The organism is Arthrobacter rhombi (genome assembly GCF_900163545.1).
Lineage (GTDB): Bacteria > Actinomycetota > Actinomycetes > Actinomycetales > Micrococcaceae > Arthrobacter_H > Arthrobacter_H rhombi_A.
Map to the genome: position 1 here is coordinate 19854 of NZ_FUHW01000025.1, position 19154 is coordinate 39007.

At 64.0% G+C, this 19154-nt stretch carries 20 protein-coding genes; 3 read left to right on the plus strand and 17 right to left on the minus strand.

Annotation, left to right across the window (positions count from 1 at the left end):
• Window positions 1-1086, minus strand: a complete 1086-nt coding sequence (gene pheS, locus FM101_RS06665; RefSeq protein ID WP_086997295.1) for a phenylalanine--tRNA ligase subunit alpha — start codon at window positions 1084-1086, stop codon at window positions 1-3.
• 168 nt (window positions 1087-1254) lie between these two features.
• On the opposite strand from pheS, the gene FM101_RS06670 reads away from it, so the two are divergent.
• Complete coding sequence (locus FM101_RS06670) at window positions 1255-3180, plus strand: penicillin-binding transpeptidase domain-containing protein (protein WP_086997451.1); 1926 nt, start codon at window positions 1255-1257, stop codon at window positions 3178-3180.
• Window positions 3181-3605: 425 nt separating this feature from the next.
• Here FM101_RS06670 and FM101_RS06680 read toward each other — a convergent pair whose 3' ends face one another.
• From FM101_RS06680 to infC, 7 genes are all read right to left on the minus strand, one after another.
• Entirely contained in the window at window positions 3606-4226 is a 621-nt protein-coding gene (locus tag FM101_RS06680; RefSeq protein WP_086997299.1) for a hypothetical protein, read from the minus strand.
• A complete protein-coding gene (locus FM101_RS06685; RefSeq protein ID WP_086997302.1) occupies window positions 4223-4687 on the minus strand; it encodes a (deoxy)nucleoside triphosphate pyrophosphohydrolase in 465 nt (154 codons plus the stop codon). The genes FM101_RS06680 and FM101_RS06685 overlap by 4 nt, the downstream gene beginning before the upstream one ends.
• Window positions 4684-5640, minus strand: coding sequence for a cation diffusion facilitator family transporter (locus FM101_RS06690; protein ID WP_086997304.1), 957 nt, complete (start codon window positions 5638-5640; stop codon window positions 4684-4686). The genes FM101_RS06685 and FM101_RS06690 overlap by 4 nt, the downstream gene beginning before the upstream one ends.
• Before the next feature lie 98 nt (window positions 5641-5738).
• On the minus strand, window positions 5739-6653 hold the full coding sequence (locus tag FM101_RS06695) for a TrmH family RNA methyltransferase (RefSeq protein ID WP_086997306.1): 915 nt from the start codon (window positions 6651-6653) through the stop codon (window positions 5739-5741).
• 139 nt (window positions 6654-6792) lie between these two features.
• On the minus strand, window positions 6793-7485 hold the full coding sequence (gene rplT / locus FM101_RS06700; RefSeq protein ID WP_086997309.1) for a 50S ribosomal protein L20: 693 nt from the start codon (window positions 7483-7485) through the stop codon (window positions 6793-6795).
• Between the two features lie 104 nt (window positions 7486-7589).
• Window positions 7590-7784, minus strand: coding sequence for a 50S ribosomal protein L35 (gene rpmI, locus FM101_RS06705; protein ID WP_086997312.1), 195 nt, complete (start codon window positions 7782-7784; stop codon window positions 7590-7592).
• A gap of 116 nt (window positions 7785-7900) precedes the next feature.
• The gene (gene infC, locus FM101_RS06710) at window positions 7901-8977 is read right to left on the minus strand and encodes a translation initiation factor IF-3 (RefSeq protein ID WP_245806646.1); all 1077 of its coding nucleotides are present in this window, start codon (window positions 8975-8977) and stop codon (window positions 7901-7903) included.
• Window positions 8978-9214: 237 nt separating this feature from the next.
• Between infC and FM101_RS06715 the strand changes: the two genes are divergently transcribed.
• Entirely contained in the window at window positions 9215-9583 is a 369-nt protein-coding gene (locus tag FM101_RS06715; protein WP_086997314.1) for a DUF1844 domain-containing protein, read from the plus strand.
• Between the two features lie 98 nt (window positions 9584-9681).
• On the opposite strand, the gene FM101_RS06720 is transcribed toward FM101_RS06715, so the two are convergent.
• The 7 genes from FM101_RS06720 to FM101_RS06745 form a co-directional block, all read right to left on the minus strand.
• Complete coding sequence (locus tag FM101_RS06720) at window positions 9682-10608, minus strand: SseB family protein (protein WP_086997316.1); 927 nt, start codon at window positions 10606-10608, stop codon at window positions 9682-9684.
• A 2-nt stretch (window positions 10609-10610) separates the two neighbouring features.
• Window positions 10611-11369, minus strand: coding sequence for a bifunctional 1-(5-phosphoribosyl)-5-((5-phosphoribosylamino)methylideneamino)imidazole-4-carboxamide isomerase/phosphoribosylanthranilate isomerase PriA (priA, locus tag FM101_RS06725; protein ID WP_086997319.1), 759 nt, complete (start codon window positions 11367-11369; stop codon window positions 10611-10613).
• Window positions 11370-11412: 43 nt separating this feature from the next.
• Window positions 11413-11565: a hypothetical protein gene (locus tag FM101_RS15720; RefSeq protein ID WP_179204263.1), complete on the minus strand. Its 153-nt coding sequence runs from the start codon at window positions 11563-11565 to the stop codon at window positions 11413-11415.
• On the minus strand, window positions 11565-12203 hold the full coding sequence (gene hisH / locus FM101_RS06730) for an imidazole glycerol phosphate synthase subunit HisH (protein ID WP_086997322.1): 639 nt from the start codon (window positions 12201-12203) through the stop codon (window positions 11565-11567). Before hisH ends, FM101_RS15720 begins: the two co-directional genes overlap by 1 nt.
• Window positions 12204-12824, minus strand: coding sequence for an imidazoleglycerol-phosphate dehydratase HisB (gene hisB, locus FM101_RS06735; protein ID WP_086997325.1), 621 nt, complete (start codon window positions 12822-12824; stop codon window positions 12204-12206). It abuts the gene before it with no gap.
• 58 nt (window positions 12825-12882) lie between these two features.
• Window positions 12883-14013, minus strand: a complete 1131-nt coding sequence (locus FM101_RS06740) for a histidinol-phosphate transaminase (RefSeq protein WP_086997328.1) — start codon at window positions 14011-14013, stop codon at window positions 12883-12885.
• A gap of 68 nt (window positions 14014-14081) precedes the next feature.
• Complete coding sequence (locus tag FM101_RS06745; RefSeq protein ID WP_086997330.1) at window positions 14082-14480, minus strand: LysM peptidoglycan-binding domain-containing protein; 399 nt, start codon at window positions 14478-14480, stop codon at window positions 14082-14084.
• Window positions 14481-14743: 263 nt separating this feature from the next.
• On the opposite strand from FM101_RS06745, the gene lexA reads away from it, so the two are divergent.
• Complete coding sequence (gene lexA, locus FM101_RS06750; RefSeq protein ID WP_086997332.1) at window positions 14744-15469, plus strand: transcriptional repressor LexA; 726 nt, start codon at window positions 14744-14746, stop codon at window positions 15467-15469.
• 58 nt (window positions 15470-15527) lie between these two features.
• Here lexA and FM101_RS06755 read toward each other — a convergent pair whose 3' ends face one another.
• Both FM101_RS06755 and hflX read right to left on the minus strand, forming a co-directional pair.
• On the minus strand, window positions 15528-17546 hold the full coding sequence (locus tag FM101_RS06755) for an ATP-dependent DNA helicase (protein WP_086997335.1): 2019 nt from the start codon (window positions 17544-17546) through the stop codon (window positions 15528-15530).
• Complete coding sequence (gene hflX, locus FM101_RS06760) at window positions 17539-19113, minus strand: GTPase HflX (RefSeq protein WP_086997338.1); 1575 nt, start codon at window positions 19111-19113, stop codon at window positions 17539-17541. Before hflX ends, FM101_RS06755 begins: the two co-directional genes overlap by 8 nt.
• Window positions 19114-19154: the final 41 nt, after the last annotated feature.

Here is a 19154-nt window from a genome sequence, read left to right on the forward strand (position 1 = left end):
TTAGATCTCCATCCCGAAGTGTTCGCTGAAGCGGATGTCGCCCTCGATCATGTCGTGCATATCGGGGACGTCGTTGCGGAACATGAGCGTGCGTTCGATGCCCATGCCGAAGGCGAAGCCCGAGTATTCCTCGGGGTCGATGCCCGCGGCGCGCAACACGTTGGGGTGCACCATCCCGCAGCCACCCCATTCGATCCAGGCCGGACCACCCTTGGCGCCGGGGTGGAAGATATCCAGCTCGGCGGAAGGCTCGGTGAAGGGGAAGAAGTTCGGGCGCAGCCGGATGAGCGCTTCGGCGCCAAACATCTGCCGGGCAAAGTGTTCCAAGGTGCCGCGCAGGTCGGCCATGGTCAGGCCCCTATCCACGGCCAGTCCCTCGAATTGGTGGAAGACCGGGGTGTGGGTGGCGTCGAGCTCATCGGTCCTGAAGGTCTTGCCCGGGCACAGCACATAAACAGGGAGTTCACGGTCGAGCATCGAACGGATCTGGACCGGAGAGGTATGCGTGCGCAGCACCAGATGGGATTCCGGGGGTTCGATGAAGAAGGTGTCCTGCATATCGCGGGCCGGGTGGTCCGGGGCGAAGTTCAGAGCGTCGAAGTTGAACCATTCCGATTCGACCTCGGGGCCTTCGGCGATTTCCCAGCCCATGCCCACGAAGATGTCGCTGACGCGTTCCTGCAGTGTGGAGAGCGGGTGCCGGGCCCCGGCACGACGGCGGTGCGCAGCAGCCGTCACGTCGACGGCCTCCTCCACGAGGATGCGGGCCGCATGTTCCTCCTCGAGGACCGTGGTGCGCGCAGCCAGGGCCTTGTTGACGCGACCGCGAGCCGCCCCCATCAATTTGCCGGCAGTCGCCTTTTCGGTCTTGTCCAACTGGCCGATTGCCCGGTTGGCCAAAGCCAGGGGGGACTTCTCCCCGCCATGGGCCAGCCGCGCCTGTTTGAGCATTTCCAGGTCGGTGGCCGCCTCGATGGCTTCCAGGGCGGCGTCGACGGCAGCTTGGACGGCTGCCTCGTCGGTGGGATGCGGAACCGACGGTGCGGCTCCTACGGGTCCACCGTTCGGTGGCGTGGCTTCAGACATGGCAGATGTACGGCCCTTTTCACGATGGTGGTGGTCCTGTTTCTGGATCCCAGTCTAGTAGTTCGCCCCCGGGCCCCCGAACCCGAGCACAGACATTGCGCACCCCGTGGCGTCATTCCACAGATCTCGTCTTGTGATCACGTGCGCTCCCCGGCCATAATGACGATCATGCATGTAGCCCGGCGCTTGACGCTGACGACCGTCCTGTCCACGCTCGCCCTGGGAAGCCTCACCTCCTGTTCCTCCCCGGTGCCCGATCCGGAGCCGGTCGCCCAATCAGTGGCGGAGGCCCTGGAGACCTTCGATTTCTCCTCGGTGCCGCTGAAGAACGCCGATCCTGCCACCGTCTCCGAGGATCTGGCCACCGCCTTCGAGTCCTTGAAGGACCTGAAACACCACACCACGGTGGATTCGGTGCAGAGGCCCGAGGACGAGGATGAGGACTCCCCCACGGCCACCGCCAACTTCACAACGGTCTGGGATGTGGATGACACCGAGACCGACTGGGAGTACACCACCACCGCGAAGCTGGTGTATGACCAGGAGGCGGAGGCCTGGCAGGTCGACTACGACCAGGTGGAACTCACGGGGCTGGAACCGGGCAACGAGGTGGCGTTACGGACCGAGGCCTCCCAGCGCGGGCAGATCCGCAGCACCGATAAGCAGGCACTGGTCAAGGACCGCCCGGTCGTTCGCGTGGGCCTCGACAAGACGCGGCTGGAAGACGGCGAGGCAGGCGACGCGGCGAAGAAGCTCGCCAAGCTCGCCGACGTTGACGTTTCCGCCTACGTCGCCCGGGTCAAGGCTGCCGGGGATCAGGCGTTTGTCGAAGCGATCACGCTGCGCGATAACCACCAGCGCAAGGTCACCGACGCCCAAATCGAGGCGATCCCCGGGGGCCGGGCCATCACCGGCAGCGAGCCGTTGGCCCTCACCCGGACCTTCGCCCGACCGATTCTGGGCTCCGTCGGGCAGGCTACCGCCGAAATCGTCAAGAAGTCCGAGGGCAAGACCAAGGCCGGGGACATCGTGGGGCTCTCCGGTCTACAAGCCCAGTATGACGACCGGCTCTCCGGTACAGCAGGTCTCACCGTGGCCAGCTACGATCCCTCCGGCCAGCAGGTGGACGAGCTCTTTGATCGGCCACCCAAGGACGGGAAGAACGTGACCGTCACCCTGGATTCGGCACAGCAGAAACTGGCCGAGAAGCTCCTCGCCCAGGTGGATCCCACGTCGGCATTCGTTGCCATTCGTCCCTCCGACGGCGCCATTCTGGCTGCGGCCTCCGGCCCGGCGGATCAGGGCCTGAATACGGCGATGCTCGGTAAATACGCCCCCGGCTCCACGTTTAAGGTGATCACGGCACTGGCCATGCTCCGCGACGGGAAGGACCCTTCGAGCAAGGTCAAATGCCCGAAAACCATCACGATCAAGGGCAAGAAGTTCAAGAACTTCGATGGCTACCCCTCCGACAAACTCGGAACGATCCCGCTCTCCGAGGCCATCGCACAGTCCTGCAATACCGTCTTCGTTGATGGTGCTGCGGGCCTGAAGGCCAAGGACCTAACCAGCGCGGGGGCCTCGCTGGGGCTGAATTCCTCCCCCTCAACGGGCGCATCCACGTTCCTGGGTTCCATCCCCGATGATTCGACGGGAACCACCCTGGCGGCCAATGGCATCGGCCAAGGCGTCGTGGAGACCTCCCCGCTGGGCATGGCCACGGTGGCCGCTTCGGTAGCTGCCGGTCAGACGGTTTCTCCGCATCTGCTGCAGTCCCCGAAGCCGGATGCCGCCAAGGCCCCGGCGAAGAAGCTGGGCTCGAAGGAGGCCACCGAGCTCAAGAAAATGATGGCCGGAACCGTCACCCATGGCACCCTGGTGGCCCTGCAGAAGGTCCCGGGGCCGACGATCTACGGAAAATCCGGTACCGCCGAGTACGACGCCGATCAGAATGCCCACGCCTGGGTCATCGCCGTCCAGGGTGATCTGGCCGTGGCTGCGTTTGTCTCCGAGGGCGACGGCGGGGCCCAGACGGCGGGACCCCTCGTCGCCGATTTCCTCACCGGGGTGCAAAAGGCCGGTGGAAGCAACTGACCGGGCGCGCTGGCGCAGCGCGGCGAACTGGCTGAACCTGACGACACCGTGTGGACTGCTGGTGGCCCGTGCCGCCGGATGCCGGATGGCTCGTGGCCCTCGAGGCCTGCACTTCGCCTTCGGCTACGGGCCCCGTTTGCCGGTAGCGGCTGCCTTCACCTTGGGCAGCGTCATCCTCCTACGGAAAGGCCTCGAGGAGCCGGAACGTTTTCCTCGACTCATCACCCATGAGGAACGCCATGCCACGCAATACGCTTTCTGCCTGGGCTTGCCTTTCCTCCCCCTCTACGCGGTAGCAGCCGGATACTCATGGCTCAGGACGGGGGACCCCGCTTCCCGCAATGTCTTCGAACGGCACGCGGGTCTGGCGGCCGGCGGATATACGCAGCGGCAGGCCCGGCCGATCAGAGAGCTACTACGTCCTCTCAGGCCACGGTCCCAGCCCCGAGGCTGATATCCGCCGAACCGTCCAGTGCCTCGCGGACCACCAGGACCAGCGCCCGAGCCACAACCTCCGGTTCCATCCCGGCGGCGCCCGAGGGCGGGACGTGCACAAATCCACCACGGATCGCGCTGCCGGAGGCGCCGAGTTCGTGCATCAGGGTGTAAAAGATCTGGTTGCAGACAAAGGTGCCGGCGCTTGGGGAAACCTGCGCGGGAGTTCCTACCTTCTGCAGCGCAGCCAGCGCCCGTTTGATCGGAAGGCTCGTGAAATAGGCTGCCGGACCGCCGGGGGCAACGGGCACATCGATGGGCTGCTGCCCCGCGTTATCCGGAATCCGTGCGTCCATCATGTTCAGGGCTGCCCGTTCGAGCCTGATCTGCCCGGTACCGGCATTCAACCCCGTACAGACCACGAGCTCCGGATCGTACTTCTCCAGGGCCCGTCGCAGTGCCCCCGGCGCGTCGGAGAAAATGCAGGGAAGTTCCACGGCGGCAGCTGGCCAGCCGTTTTCGGTCAGGATCACCGCAGCACGCCGGGACGCCTCGATCGAGGGATTGGTGGAATCGCCGCCAAAGGGTTCGAATCCTGTCAGCAGGATCATGGCTGGTCGGCGCCCCGTCCCGACGCCCCCTCAACCACCGCTCCATGACGGGCCACGATTGCCTCGACGATCGGCAGATCGGCAGGAATCCAGGGCACCTCAGAGACGAGGTTCCCGCCGATTTCCAACCAGCGCAGTTCGTCGTGGTCTTCAAGAGGTTCGGGGGTCCCCGCAGTAATCCGGGCCAGCCAGACACGCATGGCCGCGGACCCCGCGAGTTTCCACCCCTGGTCGATCGGGCCTTCAATTTCGGCGCCAAGGTCGGCCTCGATACCGAGTTCTTCCGTCAACTCACGCAGCAAACCTTCTGCGCAGGTCTCCCCGGCTTCCACCTTGCCCCCAGGAAATTCCCAGAGTCCGGCCAGCGCTGGCGGGCTGGTCCGGCGGGCGGCCAACAGCCGGGTCGGTGTCTGGAGAGAATCGACCAGTGCCGCACCGACGATCTGTTTCAGCCCAGTCATTGCGCGGCTCCTTCGGTGGTTCCCGGTGCCTGCCTGGCCTCGCTGGTTCGTTCGATATCGGGTTCGAGGTAGATGACCGTTGCCGTCGGTACGGCGGCGCGGATCCGGGCCTCGGTCGCGTCGATGGCCGCGGCAATATGTTCACCCGTACTACCCTTCCGGGTACCGAACTTCGCAGCGACGAGGATTTCCTCGGGGCCCAGGTGAAGGGTCTTCAGGTGGATGATTTCGGTCCCGTCGGCGCGGATGGCTTCTTCGATTCTGGCGATGTTCTCACGGGATGCCGATTCCCCCAGCAACAGGGATTTGGTTTCGACGGCCAAGATGATGGCGATGCAGACCAGCAGCACACCGATCATTGCCGTCCCGGCGGCGTCGAAGATCCCGTTCCCGGTGAGCAGGGTCAGGCCCACGCCGAGGAGTGCGAAGAACAGGCCCACCAGCGCTCCCAGGTCCTCCAGGAGGATCACCGGCAGTTCGGGTGCCTTGGCCCGGCGGACGAACTTCACCCACCCCGTCGTGCCGCGGACCTGGTTTGATTCATGGATGGCTGTCCTGAAGGAGAGCCCCTCAGCGATGATGGCCCCGACGAGCACGGCCACAGGAACCCACCACCATGGACCGTCGATGCCGTGGGGGTCCTTGAATTTTTGAAAGGCTTCATACAGTGCGAAGAGCCCGCCGACGCTGAAGAGGATGATGGAGACGATGAACGCGTAGATATAGCGTTCACGGCCAAAACCAAAGGGGTGTTCGGGGCTGGCTTGGCGTGTGGATCTCTTCCCGCCAATCAGCAGCAGGACCTGGTTGCCGGAGTCCGCGACGGAGTGGATCGCCTCGGCCAGCATCGAGGATGATTGGGTCAGTAGCCAGGCGACGAATTTGAAAACGGCGATCGCCAGGTTGGCTGCCAACGCCGCGACGACGGCCTTATTTCCACCGGATGCTGCCATGGTCTCCGCCTCTGTCGGGGCGCGGTGCGCCTCGTTGAATATCCTTGCGCCACGTTACTACGTCGCAGGGCTCTTTCAGCCCTGCTCGCACCGTACCGTCAGGACGACGGGTCGGACCTGCGGTGGGCGCGTGCCGAGGCATAGAGGCAGACGGTGGCCGCCGTGCCCACGTTCAATGATTCGGCAACCCCGTAGAGCGGGACGGCGACCCGGTGGCCAGCGATCGCCAGTTCCTGATCGTCCAGTCCCTGGGCCTCGTTGCCGAAGAGCCACGCGGAGGGGTCTTCCAACCGCGGGTTCGAGCTGTTCTCGACTTCGCTCGCCGACCCTAGCCGCCGCATCGTGCTCTCATCCTGCAGGATGTCGAGATCGGTGGTCCCGTAGCCATCGGCCGCCAAGAGCTGAACCCCTGCCGCTCGTGCCGCCACAGCCAGGGAGTCGAATGAAACACCGGTGACGATCGGCACCTGGAAGATGGAACCCACGGTCGACCGCACGGCCTTGGGGTTGTAGATATCGACGCTGCCTTCGGTCAGGACGACGGCATCCGCACCGGCCGCCACGGCTGCCCGCAGAATGGTGCCGGCGTTGCCGGGATCCTGGACCCGGCACATCACCGCCACCAGTTGCACTCCGGCACCAAACACGTCCTCGAGGCTGTGGGGCACCATGCGGCATACGGCAATGATTCCCTGCGGCGAAACGGTATCAGCCATCGCGGCCAGCACTTCGGCGCCCACGGTCCGCAACCTGACCTGTCCCCGGGACAGACCCAAGTCCGGGTGTCGTTCCAGGGCTTCGACGGTGGCGAAGACCTCCTGGACAATTCCCCCTCCGCCGTCGGCCAGTGCCGTGTCGTGGCGCTGCAACGCTTCGCGAACGGCTTGAGGGCCTTCGGCCAGGAAGGCCGCCCGCTTAGACCGCCCAGAACGGGTGGCCAACCGGGCGACATCTCGGACACGTTCGGCCCGCGGATTGGTCATCTCGGCCTCGGTGTGGTGCACAGCGTTCATGAGAAGAACCTTATCGGGCTCGGGCGCCGCAGCGCGCAGGTGGGCAGTTTCCCACCACTGGTTAACGGCCGAGGGGACGGAATCCGTTGAGAATTCCGTCCCCTCACACCGGGCGGACGATGGCCCGCGGCGCAGTGTTCTACTTGGAGAACTGCTGGCGTGACTCGCCACCTGCCGGCTCGAAACCGGCGGCCTTGGCGGCCTCGACGGAGTTGAACCAGAACTCCGGCTGCGTCTGCTCGTACCAGGTCGAATCCGGCACGTGGTACTTCATCGACTGGTTGCCCTTGATGACGTAGCCCTCGGGGGCATCCTCGCCCTCAACGGCCTTGACCATGCCTTCACCCTCGGTGGCCTTGGCGGCCTTCGGGGCAGCAGCCTTCTTGGCGGCGGCCTTGGGGGCGGCAGCCTTCTTGGCGGCAGGAGCGGCCGGCAACTTGGTGGCGGGCTTCTCGGCGGCCGGGGCGTTGACATCGGCCGGGAGGGCCTCCTTGGCAACCTTGACCAGCGCGCCAAACGCGTTGGCGTCGGAAACGGCCAGCTCGGCGAGCATCCGACGATCAACCTCGACCTCAGCGGCCTTCAGGCCCTGGATCAGACGGTTGTAGGTCAGGCCATTCGCGCGGGAGGCAGCGTTGATGCGCTGGATCCACAGGCGACGGAAGTCACCCTTGCGCTTGCGGCGGTCGCCGTAGCTGTAGACGAACGAGTGGAGCAGCTGCTCCTTGGCCTTGCGGTACAGGCGCGAACGCTGACCGCGGTAGCCCTTGGCCCGCTCAAGAACGACCCGACGCTTCTTATGGGCGTTGACTGCCCGCTTCACACGTGCCACGTGTGTACTCCTTAATATCTTGCCCTCGGGATATCTGCCTGTTGGCGATCTGTCCGGGGGAACTCCATGGATGGGTGGGAACTCACCGTTCCCGGTGCGTGTGCTTAGATGCCCAGCATCCGCTTGATGGTCTTGGTGTCCGCCTTGGCAACGATCCGTTCGCCCTTGAGCTGGCGCTTCAGGCTGGAAGGCTTGTGCTCCAGGTAGTGACGACGATTGGCCTGCTGGCGCATGATCTTGCCGCTACCGGTGAGCTTGAAGCGCTTCTTGGCGCCACTGTGGGTCTTGAACTTCGGCATATCCGCCGTTCTCCTTACGTGCTCCCGTTGCCCTATCGGACCGGGGATCTTTGAGGCTTCCGGTATTGGAAACCCGTGGGTCAGGTGCTGCCCCCTGAGGGGCTCGCCGTTCCGGGCTATTTGCCCGGGCGTGGCTTCGGAGCCGCGGTGGGCTTCGGTGCTGGCTTCGGAGCCGCGGTGGGCTTCGGGGCCGGTTTCGGTGCAGGCTTCGGCGCGGGCTTGGCAGCCGGCTTCGGAGTAGCTGCGGGCTTCGAGGCGGCGGCCGGTTTGGCTGCTGCCGGTTTGGCTGCTGCTGGCTTCGCTGCTGCAGCCGGCTTGGTAGCCGTCGCAGGCTTCGCGGCCGGCTCGGCCTCAGCGGCCTTCGGAGCTTCAGCTGCCGGCTTTTCGCTGGCCTTGGGGGCTGCGGCGGCCTGAGCTTCGGCTTCCTTGGCGGCAGCAGCGTCAACCTTGGCCTTCGCTGCGTTATCCGCTTCGACCTGAGCCAGGCGTGCCTGGAACTCGTCCGGGAGGTTGTCCCCCAGCGACTGGGTCATTGCCGGTTGATCGCCCGAGGTATCGACGCGACCTTCCTTGGTTGCCGTTGCCTTGGCCTTGTCGTTTTCGCGCTGTGCCTGACGGCGTGCTTCGGCCTTGGCCTCTGCCTTGTTCTTCAGCGGTCCAACGACCATGACCATGTTCCGGCCGTCCTGGCGCGGGCTCGACTCGACGACGCCGACTTCGGCAACGTCTTCGGCGAACTTGTTGAGCAGGCGAATGCCCAGCTCTGGGCGCTGCTGCTCACGTCCACGGAACTGGATCATGGCCTTGACCTTGTCGCCAGCACCGAGGAAACGCAAAGCGTGCCCGGTCTTCGTCTCATAGTCGTGCTTGTCGATCTTGAGTCGGAAGCGGACTTCCTTGAGCACCGTGTTGGTCTGGTTCTTGCGTGCCTCACGAGCCTTAACCGCGGCTTCGTACTTGAATTTGCCGAAGTCCATCAGTTTGCACACGGGAGGCTTGGCCGTCGGCGCCACCTCGACCAGATCAAGGTCGGACTCCGCGGCCAGACGCAACGCGTCCTCAATGCGGACGATGCCCACCTGTTCGCCGTTGGGTCCAACCAGCCGCACCTCGGGGACGCGGATTCGATCGTTAATGCGTGGATCGCTGATGTGTCGCTCCTGCTGTTCGTAGTTCGAAGCCCCCAGCAACAAGAGAAGGCCTCCAGCTGCTGGGCAGATGGAGGCCTGAAAATTCGGTTCGGCTGCTCACGCATGCCACGGAACCAGAAGTTCCGTACCGAAGTGACCCGGCAACCTGAAGCGGTTACAGCGGGTGGGAGTAGGCCTCCACTTGCATACTCGTCTTGTTGCTCGAGGCAGATCCTTCGCCTGATGGGGCGGAATCCGCTGAGTCAGCAAAACCAGTCGGTCTGTGAAAAGCTTAGCAGTATGAGTACCCCTGAAACCAATCCTGACGCCACCTTCGGCGAGACCAACGAGGTTCGCGACATCGCCGAAGTGGCGGCCGTGGAAGTCATTACGACGGCTGCCGTGCATCTGATGAGCGCGGCGGCCGTGAAATGCGGGCTCGCCGAAGGCGAAGACGCCGAGGGCCTGCAGGATCTAGATGAAGCCCGCAAGCTCATCACTGCCCTGGCCGGCCTGATCACCTCGGCAGCACCCGAAATCGGCTCACAACATGCCGGACCACTCCGCGACGGTCTGCGCTCGCTCCAGCTGGCCTTCCGCGAAGCCTCCAACTACCCGGATGCCCCCGGGCAGGGGCCCGGAGAAAAACTCACTGGTCCCGTGAACTAAAGCTCCAACGCACGTCTCACCCGGGAGGTCGCCACCGTGGTGGCGACCTCCCTTTTCGTGCGCCACCATGATTCAGCGCCGCCGGCAGCCACTGCCCTTCACACGCGTGCAGCCGGCCCGTGCAGCCCAATTTCCAACGAATCCACCCGCGTAGCGAAGTCCGCGTCCGCGCCAAGTACCCGTTGAAGTCGCCCGACGGTGGCCTGCACGTCTTCGCGGGCCATCCCGGCACGCAAGGAGATCTCCACGCGTAGTTCGGGGCCCGGGCCTCCCCCTGCCATGACCGTCCCGTCTGCGGTACGAGAGGCCACTCCCCGCCCGGGCGCCGCGGTGATCCCGCGGATGGCAGGGTCTGCGTCGGCTGCTGCCTGCAAGAGCGGCAAGAGCGCCTCGTCGGCGTAGCTGGGAGTCCACTCCTGCTGTTGAGCCAGCGCCCACATGGCTGGCCGACGCAGGACGAAAGTAGTCTCTGCGGCCGGGTCGATGACCAGCAGTTGGGCTTTTTCGGCAACTGCCGACAAGGCTGCACGCGGAGCATAGACGGCAACAGGGCGAGCTTGCTCGTGCCACGCTTGCAACAGGTCAACGCTACTGAAGACCGGCAGGGCTGGTCGGCCGTCGGGAGCGGTGATGGTCACCAGCGCCATATCGGCTTCCTTGTCTTCGGTGAAGCCGTGCTCACCGATGCCCCCTTCGGCCAGAGTCGCCACGACGGGGACAAAAAGCCTGGCGTGGGCCAATGCAGCGTGGACTTCACGCTCGGTGCCGGTACCAGCCTTCAACGCGCCGATCGCCTCGAGATAGCCGGCGTCTGGTGCCCCGTCGTCGTCGTCGAAATGATGCAACGGATTGCCTTCGCCGGACAGGTCCCTTCCGGCCCAGGACTGGCCAGCGGAGTCAGTGGCCTCTCCGGCACGGAGCAGCGCGGCTTCGATATGGCCGGGCAGGTGCCGACTGATCCTTGGGTTCGCCGGGCTGCCTCCGGTCGGGGTTCCGGCGGCCGGTTCAGGAGCGCCGTCGCTCATCGCTACCGCCGGCCGGCGACGTCGAGGGCCTGGGGCAGGGTGAACTGCCCGGAGTACAGCGCCTTGCCCACGATCGCGCCTTCAACTCCGTTGGGCACCAAGGCCCGCAGTTCGCGCAGGTCCTCCAGACTGGAGATTCCTCCGGAGGCGATGACGGGTCGTCTGGTTCGGGTGCACATTTCGCGCAAGAGATCGACGTTCGGTCCGCGCAAGGTGCCGTCCTTGGTCACATCGGTGACGACGTAGCGTGCGCATCCAGCGTCTTCGAGCCGGGCCAGGACATCCCAGAGGTCTCCGCCGTCGCTGGTCCATCCACGGCCGGCCAGCGTCGTTCCTCGCACGTCAAGTCCGACGGCGATCTTGTCTCCATGCCGGGCGATGGCGCGGGCCGTCCATTCCGGTGCCTCCAGTGCCGCAGTGCCCAGGTTGACCCGGGCCGCCCCAAATTCCAGCGCACGTTCCAATGATTCGTCGTCGCGAATTCCACCAGAAAGTTCGATCTTAATGCCCAGTTCGCGAGAAATCCTCGCGACGGCCTCGGTGTTGTTCCCCCTGCCGAACGCGGCGTCCAGATCCACCAGGTGCACCCACTCGGCGCCGTCCTGCTGCCAGGCCAGGGCTGCATCAAGCGGGTCACCGTATCCGGTCTCACTGCCGGCTTCGCCCTGAACGAGGCGGACGGCTTGCCCGTCGGCGATGTCCACCGCTGGCAGGAGTTCGAGGATGTTGTTGCTGGTCACAGGTTCTTCTCCGGTCTTCATCGATTGGGTGGGCCGCTGCCCGGCATACGCCGGGCAGGGACGGCTACTTCAGGGTCATGATGTAGGCGGCCAACAAGGCCATCCCAGCCAGCACCCAGGTCGCAACGATCCAGGAGATATGGGCTTTCTGCTGGCGCAGGGACAGGGCGCCACCAGCGAGGATTCCTCCGACCGCCATCAGAATCAGGCTCCACATCAGGACAGGGTCTCCAGCCAGTTGGAGAGCAGTTGCGCCCCTGCTTCCCCTGACTTTTCCGGGTGGAACTGCACGGCCGAAAGCGGGCCGTTCTCCACGGCGGCGATAAATGGGCCGCCATGATCCGACCAGGTCACTGCCGGGGGGTTCATACGCGGCTGGGCCACCGGGAAATCCCAATGCTGGACTGCGTAGGAATGCACGAAGTAGAAGCGCTCATCTTCGATGCCGGCAAAGAGTCGTGATCCCGTCGCCGCAGTCACGGTGTTCCACCCCATATGTGGGACGACTTCGGCCTTGAGTCGTTCGACGGTTCCCGGCCACTCGCCGAAACCGGCAGTCCGAATGCCATGTTCGACGCCTTCGTCGAAGAAGACCTGATGGCCGACGCAGATTCCCAGCACCGGTCGCCCCCCGGCGATCCGGCGACCAATGAGCGGTCCCGCCCCGACGTCATTGAGTGCTTTCATCACGCTGGCGAACGCACCCACGCCCGGGACGACGAGGCCATCAGCCTCACGGATATCGGCTGGTTGATTGCTCAACGTGACTTCGGCGCCGACATGTTCAAGTGCGCGAACCGCGGATCGGATGTTGCCCGACCCGTAATCCAACACCGTGATACGGGGCCCGGCCATCTACAAGGCACCCTTCGTGGAGGGGATCATTCCGGCATTGCGAGGGTCTGGTTCCACGGCTTGCCGCAAGGCGCGGGCGAAGGCCTTGAACTGCGCTTCGACGATGTGGTGCGGATCCCGACCGCCCAGGACTCGCATGTGGAGGCAGATCTGCGCGTGCAAGGTGATCGATTCGAAGACGTGGCGGGTCAGCGAACCGGTGAAGTGGCCTCCGATGAGGTGGTATTCCTGTCCTGCCGGTTCGCCTCCATGGACCAGGTACGGACGTCCCGAGATATCAACGACAGCGTGAGCCAGGGCTTCATCCAGCGGGACTGAAGCCTCGCCGAAGCGGCGGATGCCTGCCTTGTCGCCCAGGGCGGTGCGCAGGACTTCGCCGAGGGTGATGGCAACGTCCTCCACCGTGTGGTGGGCATCGATGTGGGTGTCGCCGGTCGCCTGGATGTTCAGGTCGATCAGTGAGTGTTTGGCCAACGCTGTCAGCATGTGGTCGTAGAACGGGACACTGGTACTGATGTTGGCGGTACCTGTGCCATCAAGGTCGAGTTCAACAGACACGGTGGACTCGCTGGTGGCGCGCTCCATGCGGGCTCGGCGACCGCCAAGCAGTTCTGCAGACATGGGTATTCCTTCGGTGTGGGTGGGGCGGGCGGCAACGGTGGCGGCCCACGGGTTAAGTCTAGCTGTCGTGCCCTGAATCAGTTTTCGGGGCGGAGGACACGAGGGCTTCCAACGCGTGGAGGAAAGCGGTTGTCTCGGCTTCCGTTCCCGCCGTGACCCGCAGGTGGCCGGCGATGCCCACATCGCGGACCAGCACGCCGGCGTCGAGTAGGCCCTGCCAGGTCGCACTGGAATGTTCGAGACCACCGAAGAACACGAAGTTGGAGTCACTCACCGCAGGTTTCAAACCCAACCGGGTCAGTTCGCTGACGATCCTGTCGCGTTGGCCCTTGATGTCCTCGACCGTGGCCAGCAAGGCATCAACCTGCTTCAACGCAGCATTGGCGGTGGCCTGAGTGACGGCCGAGAGGTGGTACGGAAGACGCACCAAGCGCAGGGCGTCGGCAATTTCCGGAGCTGCGGCGAGGTAGCCAAGCCGTGCTCCAGCCAGCGCGAAGGCCTTGCTCATGGTCCTGGTGACGATCAGTCGTTCACGGCCGGGAAGCAGCGTCAGCGCCGACCGGGTCCCGCTGAGCGCGAATTCGGCGTAGGCCTCATCAACAATGACGATCGCCTGGCTGGCCCGCCCCGCCTCGTAGACGGCTTCAACGACGTCCAACCCGAGGGCGGTGCCTGTCGGATTATTCGGTGAACAAAGGATCACCAGATTCGGGGCGGCCGCTGCGACCTGATCCGCTGCTGACTGGGCGCTGAGTCCGAAGTCCTCGCCCCGCGCTCCGGCAAGGTAGGTGGTATCGGTACCGCTGGCCAGCAGCGGGTACATCGAATATGTCGGAGGGAAGCTCATCACGGTCCGCCCCGGCCCCCCGAAGGCCTGGAGGATCTGCTGCAGAACTTCGTTGGAGCCATTGGCCGCCCAAATACTTTCGGCTCCCAGCCCGTGCCCCAAATATCCGGCAAGGCGTTCACGCAGTTCGGTGAACTCGCGGTCAGGGTAGCGGTTCAGGTCCGTTGCGGCTGCGCTCACGTCTTCGGAGATGGCCCGGCTCACGGCTGCGGGCAGCGGATGGGTGTTCTCGTTGACATTCAACAGGATGGGAACATCCAGTTGGGGTGCGCCGTAGGGTTCGATGCCCCGCAGGTTCTCACGCAGGGGCAATTTGGCCAGTCGTTCCAGCTGATCACTCACGGCCCCATTCTATTGCCCGTCCGTCCGGGGCGGGAATCGGGGCCGGGGCCCGGGGTCATAAAGGAGGCTTAGCTGCCGGCGGGAACGAAGATCTGTTGGCCGGGGACGAGGACCGATCCCTTCAGGTCATTCATTTCGGTGATTTCCGCCACAACGTCTCGGCGGTCGCGCTGCGGAGCGAATTCCGCGGCCAGGGCCCAGACGGTATCCCCTTCCATGACCGAGACCGTCTGCGCCTCAACAGAGGTCGTGTCGGAGGCGTCAGAGGCCATCACCGGAGCGGTGAAGATACCGGCAAGCACCAGGAGTGTGGTGGCCACCAGCATGACCGGCAAGCCGATGAGGATGAACCGGCCCCGACGAGTCAGCGTCAGGCGGCCACTGCGAGCTTTGGAGGGGTTGGAGGAAATGGTCTGAACGGAATCGTCATTGAGGAACACCGGGGTCGCGAGTGCGATCTGCGCCATGGTCTTACCTTCCTGTTGTCCGCCGAAGCGGGTCCTGGTTGCGGGATTCAACTCCCGTCTTCGAACTCATATTCGAACTTCTGTCTCATTTTTAGCATCTATGTACGAAGATTGTCGAGACACGTTCGAATAAATCTTTGAATGACGTCGACGACTGCCCTAGAGTAGAAGCCATCGGCTGGATGGATGAGAGTCCACCAGTTGCATCCGACACATTGCGCACAGCCCCGGTACGCCGGCGATTTACCAGGACGGGATGGATCATGAGCTCAGCTGAGAATCCGGCGCCGAAGAAGGCACCGAAGGGGTTGACTATCCGACAGAAGAGGATCTTGGAAACCATCCAGGATGCCGTGGCCGATAAGGGGTACCCGCCGTCCATGCGCGAAATCGGCGACACCGTCGGTCTGGCGAGTTTGTCTAGCGTCACCCACCAGCTCGCTCAGTTGGAGAAGCTCGGCTACATTCGGCGGGACCCGCGCCGCCCGCGGGCCATGGAAATCCTGCGTTCCGGGCACCCGGAGACGGCAGCGAACCCACAGCTGTCCCTCGCCCCCGAAGAGCCGGTGCAGCCCCGCCCGACACTTTCAGTGGTGGAGTCGGACGACTCCTCAGAGGTGGCCCGTGTGCCTCTGGTGGGGCGCATCGCGGCGGGCGGACCAATTCTGGCGGACCAGGCAGTGGAAGACGTGATGTCCCTGCCCCGCCAGCTGGTTGGGCACGGCGAGCTGTTCATGCTCAAGGTCAGCGGCGATTCAATGGTTGAAGCAGCGATCTGTGATGGGGACTGGGTCGTCGTCCGCCGCCAACAACATGCAGAGAACGGCGATGTCGTCGCGGCTTTATTGGACGACGAGGCCACGGTGAAGACTTTCAGGCAGCGTGACGGCCACACCTGGCTGCTGCCACAGAATCGCCAGTACGAGCCGATCTTGGGCGATCATGCCACCGTCATGGGCAAGGTCGTTTCGGTGATGCGCTCGATCTAGACCGCCGTAGAGACCAAGGAGGGCTCCGTCCGTGGACGGGGCCCTCCTTCATCTCTATCTAGTGCTCGCTGGCCGCCAGACGGCGCAATGAACCCAGCACGACGTTCTTATCCGTGGTTGACCACATGGGGGGCAGCGATGCCCGCAGGTAGCTACCGTAGCGTTCAGTGGCCAACCGTGAATCTAATACGGCCACGACGCCACGATCGTCCGTCGATCGGATGAGTCGGCCCGCCCCTTGGGCCAGACGCACCGCTGCATGGGAGGCGGAGACGGCCATGAAACCGTTCCCGCCATGGCGGGCCACGTCCCGACTGCGCGCCGTGGACAGCGGGTCATCCGGACGGGGGAAGGGGATCCGGTCAATAACCACCAGGCGGCATGACTGACCGGGGACGTCGACTCCCTGCCAGAGGGTCATGGTGCCAAAGAGGCAGGTGTCGCGTTCATCGGCAAATTGTTTGACCAGGGTGGACATGCTCGATTCGCCTTGGCACAAAATTTCCGGAGTGACCCGCGGTCGCAAGGCTTCGGCAGCCTCCTCGGCGGCCCGACGCGAGGAAAACAGGGCGAGCACTCCCCCACCGGATGCCCCAATCAGATCTGCGAGCTCATCCATCGCCTCGGTGGATACATTTCGCGACGGCTTGGGCAGATGCCGTGCGACGTAGAGCATCCCCTGTCGGGAGTAATCAAAGGGGCTACCGACGTCGATACCTGTCCAGGCAGGAGCGCCCTCGCCCAGAAGTCCAAGCGAACCGGCCACCGGTTCAAAAGCGGCACCTATGGCCAGGGTGGCTGAGGTCAGCACAACCGTTCGGCCATCGAAGAGGCCCTCACGCAATTTGCCGGCCACCGATAGCGGGGCGACATTGATGGTCGCTGGTGCCGACTCATCGGGAGCACTGTAGCCGGCGCCCGGGGTGAAGTTTCCTTGTCGGGAGATCCACACGACTTCCCGTTCATCGGCGGGACCATCAAGGCGTTCGCACTGTTCCTGGAGATACAGCAATTGGGACCGGGCCATCTGGCGCCCACCATCAGCAGTTTCGCCGTTTCCGGGTTTTGAATCAGACAACGCTGTGCGGACCGCCTCACGCACAGCGGCAATGGCAGCACCCTGCTCCTCGTTCAGACCCTTGGGTAGCAGACCGGTCGGGACACCTTCCAAGGAGTCCGCTAGCGCCTTGCCGGCCTGATTAAGCGCTTCGACGGCGACACCTTTGCAATTGCGTCGGGTCGCAGTAGCTGCCGCAGCAACCAGCGCAGCAGAGATGGGGCGCGTCACTGAATTGGTCACCCGGTCTTGGAGTTCATGCGCCTCATCGATGATCACCGTGTCGAACTCCGGCAACACCGCCAGTCCTTCAAAGGCCGAGACCGCCAGCAGGGCGTGGTTGGTAATCACGATGTCGGCGTCGCCGGCCTTCTTCCGGGCCAATTCACTGAAGCATTCCTCGGCCATGGGGCATCGTTGAGCACCGAGACAGTCCATGGCGCTCACGGAGACCTGTCTCCACGCCCGATCGCTGACCCCCGGGACCAGATCATCGCGGTCACCCGAATCGGTTTCCTCGGCCCATTGACGTACGCGCACGACCTCTTGGCCCAGTGCCGAGGTGGGCCCTGCGCCAGCCGTCAGCGGCCGGGCGGCCCCATCGTCACCCAGTGCGAAGAGTGCCCCTTCATCTTCATCGGGGTATCCGCCGCCGAGCTTGTACTTGCAGACATAATTGGACCGCCCCTTGGCCAGCGCTACATCCAGCTGGCGAGGTAACTCGTCGTTGAGGTTCTCCAGGAGGCGGGGAACGTCCCGGCCGACGATCTGGGCCTGCAGTGCAAGAGTGGCTGTGGAGACAACGACTGGCTTATCCGATTCGAGAGCGTGGGCAATCGCGGGGACCAGATAGGCCAGTGATTTGCCGGTCCCGGTGCCGGCCTGCACCAGAAGATGCTTTCCGCTCTCGAAGGCCTCGAGCACTTGTTTGGTCATCTCGTGCTGTCCGGGCCGGCTTTGTCCGCCCATGCGTTCAACGGCCTGGTCCAGGAGGGAGACCACCTCTTGTACTTCAGCCATGTGCGACGAACTGCTCCAATTCAGCGGCGAGTGCCCCGCGTACCTTCACGGACAGGCGAGTGCCTTCATCAAGATGCTCGATTTCCAGGATCTCCGCGTCGGTGCCATGGAGCCGGTGAACCAGATCGCCGCGGTCATAGGGAATCAACAATTCCAGGGCCACATCAGGGCGGGGAATTGCCTGGCTGATCGCTTCGAGCAACTCGGGGATCCCGCCGCCGGTGCGAGCGGAGACCACCACATGGTTCGGTTCGCGTTGGCGAATACGCTCGACAACGAACGGGTCGGCAATGTCGGCCTTATTCAACACGATGATCTCGGCGATGTTCTGGGCGTCGACCTCGGTCAAGACTTCACGGACCGCATGGATCTGCCCTTCGGGATCCGGGTGCGAAGCATCGACCACGTGCAAGATCAGGTCTGCGTCGGCTATTTCTTCAAGCGTCGAGCGGAAGGCTTCCACCAGTTGGGTGGGCAATGACCTGACAAAACCCACGGTGTCGGCAATGGTATATCCCAGCCCATCCTCGGTTTCCGTCCGCCGAACCGTTGGATCCAACGTGGCGAAAAGGGCGTTCTCCACCAGGGCTCCCGCGTCGGTCAACCGATTCAGCAGCGAAGATTTTCCCGCATTTGTATAGCCGGCAATGGCCACCGCAGGTACAGCATTTCGCTTGCGGTTCGACCGCTTGGCATCACGCGCCGGTTTCATGCCCTTGATCTCACGGCGCAGTTTGGCCATGCGGTCACGAATCCGTCGGCGGTCCAATTCGATCTTGGTCTCACCCGGGCCGCGTGAACCGATGCCGCCGCCCGCCGTGCCGACCCGGCCACCTGCCTGCCGCGACATGGATTCGCCCCAGCCACGGAGGCGAGGAAGCAGGTATTCAAGCTGGGCCAATTCAACCTGGGCCTTGCCCTCACGACTCTGCGCATGTTGGGCGAAGATGTCCAGAATCAAGGAGGTCCTGTCGATGACCTTCACCCGTACGATGTCCTCCAACGCCCTGCGTTGGGAAGGAGCCAGTTCGGAGTCGACGACCACGGTGTCGGCTCCGGTGCTGGCCACGATATCTCGCAGTTCTTGGGCCTTGCCGGATCCAAGGAACGTGGCAGGGTCAGGCTTCAGACGACGCTGGACCATTCCATCGAGAACTTCCGAACCTGCTGTTTCCGCCAAGGCAGCCAACTCACGCAGGGAGTTCTCGGCCTCTTGGGCTGTTCCTTCGGTCCAGATCCCGGCCAGGACCACACGTTCCAGCCGTAGCTGCCTGTTTTCGACTTCGGTAACGTCTTCGAGCTCCGTGGACAGTCCGGCGACGCGGCGCAAGGCATGTCGTTCGGCCAGGTCCTGCTGGTCACCATCGCTGAGGGAGTGTCCGGCACCGTCACCATCCAACGCCAGGGCTTTGCCACCCAGCGGTGCTTGCGTGCGCCAGCTATCGTCACGCTGAGACGTGGCGCGGTCCGCGGCATCGTCCCTCGCCAGAATACGGTCGATGACGGATTGGATCTCGTCCTCTGGGAGGTCGCGTCCCTCCGGATTGGGCTCATTGTGAGTGGTCATGTTCCCCTTTGAAAGGATTCGTCCACCAATTCTAGTCCGGG